This window comes from Paenibacillus sp. 01T422, assembly GCF_056398785.1.
The window spans coordinates 1-6651 of the sequence record NZ_JBFTQB010000303.1; the positions used below are offsets into that span (position 1 = coordinate 1).

Here is a 6651-nt window from a genome sequence, read left to right on the forward strand (position 1 = left end):
TTTCAAGTCTTAAGCTTATTCTRGGCTTAATCGTGCCAATTATTTTCGCCATTCTTCTTAATGAACTGAAGAATGAGGTTATTAAAAGAAGCGTGCAAACGACCATTTATTTACCCTATTTCCTCTCTTGGGTTGTCCTAGGAGGGATACTAATTGATATTTTATCGCCTTCTACCGGTATTGTTAACCAATTATTGGGTGCTTTCGGTTTGAATAAAATATTTTTCCTTGGAGACAATCATTGGTTTCCGTTTACACTCATTTCATCGGATATATGGAAAAATTTTGGGTATGGGACTATCGTTTATTTAGCGGCAATCACGGGCATTGACCCCGGCTTATACGAATCTGCAACGATTGACGGCGCAAACCGCTGGCATAAGATATGGCATATCACGATTCCAGGGATGCGAATGGTCATTGTCTTGTTGTCAGTTCTCAGTTTAGGACAGCTTTTGAACGCAGGCTTCGATCAAGTGTTCAATTTATATAGCCCTCAGGTGTATGAAAGTGGCGATATTCTGGATACTTTTGTATATCGGATCGGATTATTGGATGCTCAATACGGTGTTGCAACGGCCGTCGGACTATTCAAATCGCTAGTTTCGCTTATTTTGATTTCAAGTTCTTACTTTGTGGCATATCGGTTTGCAAAATATAGAATCTTCTAGGAGGAGGGAAAACCGTGGTACAACCATCACCCAGTTCTGTGTCTGATACCTACATTCGGGTACCCAAGAGTCGATTCCGATTCGAGTGGTTTTCCGTTCTGAATGTGTCCTTTCTCATCATCATATCGTTAATTTGTGTTCTCCCGTTAATTCATATCATTGCAATCTCGTTTAGTTCAAGTACAGCAGCAGCAGCAGGTCATGTAAAGCTGTGGCCGGTTGACTTTACATTAGCCTCTTACAAGTTTACGGCCAGTCGAGCAGCCTTTTGGCAATCCATGCTTGTATCCTTGGAGCGCATCGCGATCGGGACGCCGTTAAATTTAATTTTAACCATTCTCGTCGCATTTCCTTTATCTAAGGAAACGAAGGCGTTTCGCATGCGTATGGTTTACGCTTGGATTTTCTTCATCACGATGCTCTTTCATGGTGGTTTGATCCCTTGGTACTCTACACTTAAGCAATACAATATGCTTGATACGATTTGGGCGCTCGTGCTGCCCGGTGCGGTTCCTGTATTTAGCGTGGTCCTGCTGCTTAACTTTTTCCGTGAGGTGCCGAAGGAGCTGGAGGAGGCAGCCGTCGTGGACGGTGCGAGCTATTGGACGACACTCTGGAAAATCTATGTGCCGATATCCATGCCTGCTCTTGCAACGCTTGCCTTATTCTCCATGGTCGAACATTGGAACAGTTGGTTTGACGGCCTCCTGCTTATGGGAGACCCTAGTCACTATCCGCTGCAGAGCTATATTCAAACGATCGTCATTCAACAAAATTTAACGAATATATCACGTGACGAAGCCATAAATATGGCCCTCATTTCTGATCGGACGCTGAAAGCTTCACAGATTTTCTTGGGCTCCCTTCCCATTATCTTGGCGTATCCTTTCTTGCAGAAGTATTTTGTTAAAGGGATAGTCCTAGGTAGCGTTAAGGGGTAGTGCATAGATGGCATCCTAACGAAAATGCTTAGGAAACTTACATGCTTCAGGCTATAATGGAAGAAAAAAGTTGGGGGCTTGTACCTTGATCAACCGTCAACCATTCACTTTACGAAACACGATTTTTCTTCGGCTGCTTAGTACTTTTTTGCTTATCATGCTGCCCATTTTATTATTTGGCGTCTACCTGTATAACTGGATCGTCCAGACGGCAAGCGAAGACATCTCCAAAACGGCGGTATCCCAACTAACCTTCTATATCAACGATTTTGAGAAAGAGATAGAACGGATGAAGCTGCTGCAGTTTGGCGTTATCGAGGATGAAGATCTCAATGAATTAACGCTGACCTGGGACACGATGGATGTATTTAAACGCACTGAAAAGATTAATTCACTGCGAAAACGGCTTTATGCCATTCAAAACAGCTCTCCTTATATTAAAAATGTGAGTGCTCATATTTACCCGATACTCAAAACGATTTCATCCGCCAATGGCCCAAGTGAATTTGATATTGAACGGTACAATGGCTTGCGCTCAGCTTTAAGCAGTAGGAATAACCAGATCATCGAGTGGGGTGGCGGATTGTTTCTAAGTGCAGCGAAGCAGGGAGTAACCAAAGGGAATCAACCGTTGTTCATTATCGAAATTGAACTGGATCAAGAGAGACTGCAGGAAGCATTAGGCCAGTTTAACACCTATCCTGGAAGTGGAACATTGATGACCAAGGAGAATACCAGTGTTATTCTCACGAGTGGATCTTTGGAGCATTTATGGCAGGATATACCGGCCACCATTGCACAAATAAATCAAAACCCGGTTCACAGCACAGGGACCTTCACCATTTCGGGAAGCCGCTATTATACCGCAATTGCCAGCTCTGATTATTTAAATATGTCGATTTACCGGTTTATCCCAGAGCAAATTATTAAGAAGCCGCTGGACAAATTTTATCTGTGGGCCTGGTTATTTATTTTCGTTGCTATTGTCATCATTGCCATTTATGCATTCTCCACCTACAAATTTATTCACAAACCGCTGTTAACGCTAGTTAAAAGCTTTCGGCGTATGGAAAATGGAGATCTGGATGTGAACATCCAGCACGAGTCTAAGGATGAGCTCGGTTACTTGTATGGCCGATTTAACCAAATGGTCACCAATCTTGGTTCTTTGATTGATCAAGTGTATAAGCAGAAAATTATGACACAACGGGCGGAGCTGAAGCAGCTTCAATCGCAGATCAATCCGCATTTTCTATACAACAGCTTCTTTATCCTGAGAACGATGGCCAGAATTGGAGACGTTGAACGAATCGGACAGTTCGTCACACAGCTTGGTGAATATTTCCAATTTGTTACCAGAAATGCTTCTGACGAAGTGCTGCTGAAACAGGAAATTCACCATGCCAGAATGTACACGGAGATTCAGGAATTACGCTTTTCTCGGCGTATCCGGGTACAATTCGACGCTCTCCCGCGGGAAATTGAACAGGTGTCAGTTCCACGTTTAATTGTGCAGCCGATTATCGAGAATGCCTTTGAACACAGTTTGGAGCAAATGAAACGCAGTGGCTGTATTATGATTCGCTTCGAGTTGGCAGAGACTGAGATACGAATCATTGTGGAGGATAATGGGGATAGTTTGACGGATGAGACACTGGAACGTATTTCGGACACGCTGGATAACGGTGACGAACATGCGGAGACGACGGGCTTGGTGAATATTCACCGCCGTGTCAAAATGACGTTCGGTGAAGCATACGGTCTTCGAATAAGCCGAAGTGAGYTCGGGGGATTGAAAGCGATTATTTCTATTCCTGTAAAAGGTGGTGATACTCATGATTAGAATGCTGATCGTTGATGATGAGGAAATCATTACAGACGGGCTGTTTGACGTATTTAGCCAACTGAATCTGAATCTTGATTTGTATAAAGCCTATTCCGGTGAAGAAGCGCTGAATTGGATGAATACGACAAGAGTGGACATTGTGTTGTCCGATATTCGTATGCCCGGGATGGATGGCCTCGAGCTAATGAGAAACATACGCAGTAGTTGGCCGCATTGTAAAATCATTTTTTTGACTGGATATAATGATTTTGATTATGTCTACCAAGCGATTCAATCACCCGGAGTCAGCTATCTCCTAAAGAGTGAAGAATACGATAAGATTATCAAGGCCGTAACGGATGCGATACATGAATTGGAAAACAGTTTAAAGTTTCATGACCTAGTCAAACAATCGCGAGAGAAGCTTACTACGCTCGAAACCCTTGCTCAAGGGAATTATTTCCGTTATTTGCTTCAAGGGACACGAACAACGGAGGAGTTCGTCGTTGATTTCCGTAATCTTGGCATAACTCTTGATCCAACAAGGCCCATTCTTGTGGCGCTAGCTGACCTGCAACGAACGAACACACACCATACCTTTGCGGAAAGCCAGAATGCAGCACTGGCTGTCAAATTTTTAGCAGAGGCATTTTTGGAAGAGCGCACAAACCATCTTGGAATCATTGATCATTACGGCGACCTTGTCTGGCTTATTCAACCCAAGCATACCCAAGTTAGTGAATCTGACGAAGCCTACCCCCGCACGGTTAAATATCTTGAGGGACAATTTGAGCTTATGCAGCAAGCTTGTCATGAATCTTTGGGAGTTTCTTTTGCCATCACGCTTTGCGCTGATACCTGCGAATGGAAACAACTATCTGAGATATACGATCGAATGAGAAGTGAGCAGTACTGGCGAGCGGGAGACGGTGCCCAGATGGTACAAACAGTCACCTTGGAAACCACTGGAACCGGGGCCAACTCAAGGACGCTTAGAGAAAAGGCCGAGTCTTTGGCAATTCATTTAGAAGGTGGAAATAGAGAGGGATATCTTCATCTGTTCAACGAACTAATGAGAACAGCCTTCGATGAACGAGGAAATGGCGGACCTTTTGCGCTGGAATTGTATTACACGATTGCTGTCTTCTTATTATCCTATATTAACCGTTGGGAACTGCACGATAAGGTTGGAACAACCGGGCTTATGCAAAGAGATAGGCATTCATCTTGGCAAGATAGCTACGAGTTTTTGAAACAGACCGCAGAGTCCTTGTTCAATCTTCGATTGAGCGTAGAACGTAATAGAGCAGCAGCGGTTATAGGAAAGATCCGGTTGTATATTGAGGAGCATCTAGGTGAAGACTTGTCTCTTGTACGTTTAGCTAGCGTGATACACTTCAATCCGTCCTATTTATCGCGGCTTTTTAAACAGGAAAGTGGCATCAATTTATCTGAATATATTGATGAAGTTAGAATGGAGAAAGCCAAAAATTTGCTCAAGAAGGACGAACTTAAAATTGCTGAAGTGGGCGTTCAGGTAGGGTATGAAACCCCGCACTCTTTTACTCGGTTTTTTAAAAAATCAACCAGTATGACTCCAGCGGAGTATCGTGAGATTGTAAGAAAATAAGAGTAGCGGGATTGGCATTTTTTAAGTATTAGGAGAGTTAGCGATGGAGAATGTGACGATAACGAACCCCATTATCTGGGCGGATGTTCCGGATCCTTGCGTTATTAGAGTAGGAACGTCCTACTATATGGTTAGCACAAGCATGCATGCAATGCCTGGATGCCCAATTATGAGGTCTGAGAATTTGATGGATTGGAAGATTGTGAACTACGTTTACGATACCTTAGAGGATAACGACGCCTATAATTTGCTGGACGGGAAAGGCATATACGGTAAAGGATCGTGGGCTGCAAGTTTACGGCATCATAATGGCATGTTCTATGTGTGCTTCTCAAGTAATGATATGGACCAGTTCTACATATACCGAACAGAAGATATCGAGAATGGGAAATGGGAGCGATCTGTCATTGCAGGAATCCATCATGACCCAAGTCTGCTGTTTGRCGACGACCGCGTTTATGTCATTCATGGCAACGGTAGTATTCGGATTACGGAACTAACGTCTGACGTGATGGCGGTTAAATCCGGAGGCATCGATCAGCGGCTCTTCGAGACGGAACGTGACGGAATCATGCTGCGATGTGAGGGATGCCATGCTTATAAGCTGAACGGTTATTATTATTTGTTTTTCATTGAGTGGCCCAATACAGGAAATCGACGCCGTAGGCAGCTTTGTTACCGCTCTAGGGAGCTGCTCGGTGTTTATGAACATAAAGTGATTCTTGACGACGACATGGGGTACCGCAACCATGGAATCGCGCAAGGTGGCATCGTTGATACACCGCAGGATGAGTGGTATGCCTTATTATTTCAAGATCATGATGCTGTTGGGAGAATTCCCATTGTGCTTCAAGTTACTTGGGTGGAGGACTGGCCGGTCATTGGGATGGAAGGTAAAGCACAAGTTGCATTCCATGCGCAATTGCCAAGCACGGCACCTACCCAATTGGTAATAAGCGATGAGTTCGACTATAGCGAAAATAAATTGCTGCTTAATTGGCAATGGAATCATAATCCGGATAACCGTCTGTGGTCTGCGATCACGCGCCCTGGCTGGTTGCAATTAAAGACAGGAAATATTGCCAATAGCGTTCTATTTGCACGCAATACATTGACACAACGGACGGAAGGTCCTGGATGCGTCGGCATTACGGCAATGGATGTTTCCCATATGAAGCCGGGGGATCATGCTGGAATGGTTGCACTTCAAAATCACTTCGGAACAGTCGGTATTCAAATCGCAGCGAGCGGCGAGCGATATGTTGCGATGTGTGTCAATCAAGGCGACGGTAGTGAAGAAACAGTTGAGCGGCATCTATACGAGGATAGTTTGATTTACTTGAAAATCCATTTCAATTTTGAAAATAGTACGGATCTTGCAAGCTTTTACTACTCAGCTGACTGTGAAGAATGGAAGCAAATCGGGGCTCCTTTGAAGATGAAGTATACGCTTGATCATTTTATGGGCTACCGGATCGGCTTGTTTAATTATGCGACCAAGTCTGTTGGCGGGCATGTCGATTTTGATTTCTTTCGATTCGATAAGGCGGAGAGTATGATGTAGAGGAGAGGCAAACCTAAACC

At 44.1% G+C, this 6651-nt stretch carries 5 protein-coding genes; all 5 read left to right on the forward strand.

The features are described 5' to 3' along the window. The coding region (locus tag AC1DUA_RS17775; protein WP_477501038.1) for an ABC transporter permease at nt 1–671 on the forward strand (671 nt) is incomplete at its 5' end. 53 nt (nt 672–724) lie between these two features. Continuing rightward, nucleotides 725–1612 carry a carbohydrate ABC transporter permease gene (locus AC1DUA_RS17780; RefSeq protein ID WP_477501042.1) on the forward strand — a complete coding sequence of 296 codons (888 nt, stop codon included), beginning with the start codon at nt 725–727 and terminating at the stop codon, nt 1610–1612. A gap of 85 nt (nt 1613–1697) precedes the next feature. Beyond that, nucleotides 1698–3455 (forward strand): sensor histidine kinase, encoded by a 1758-nt coding sequence (locus AC1DUA_RS17785; RefSeq protein ID WP_477501039.1) that lies wholly within the window; start codon nt 1698–1700, stop codon nt 3453–3455. Next, the gene (locus AC1DUA_RS17790) at nt 3448–5067 is read left to right on the forward strand and encodes a response regulator transcription factor (protein ID WP_477501040.1); all 1620 of its coding nucleotides are present in this window, start codon (nt 3448–3450) and stop codon (nt 5065–5067) included. The genes AC1DUA_RS17785 and AC1DUA_RS17790 overlap by 8 nt, the downstream gene beginning before the upstream one ends. Before the next feature lie 43 nt (nt 5068–5110). Beyond that, the gene (locus AC1DUA_RS17795; RefSeq protein WP_477501041.1) at nt 5111–6631 is read left to right on the forward strand and encodes a glycoside hydrolase family 43 protein; all 1521 of its coding nucleotides are present in this window, start codon (nt 5111–5113) and stop codon (nt 6629–6631) included. Nucleotides 6632–6651 lie beyond the last annotated feature (20 nt).

What these genes read in the sequence shown, in the direction of transcription:
- AC1DUA_RS17790 (WP_477501040.1), top strand. Translation starts at nt 3,448, where the DNA reads ATGATTAGAATGCTGATCGTTGATGATGAGGAAATCATTACAGACGGG.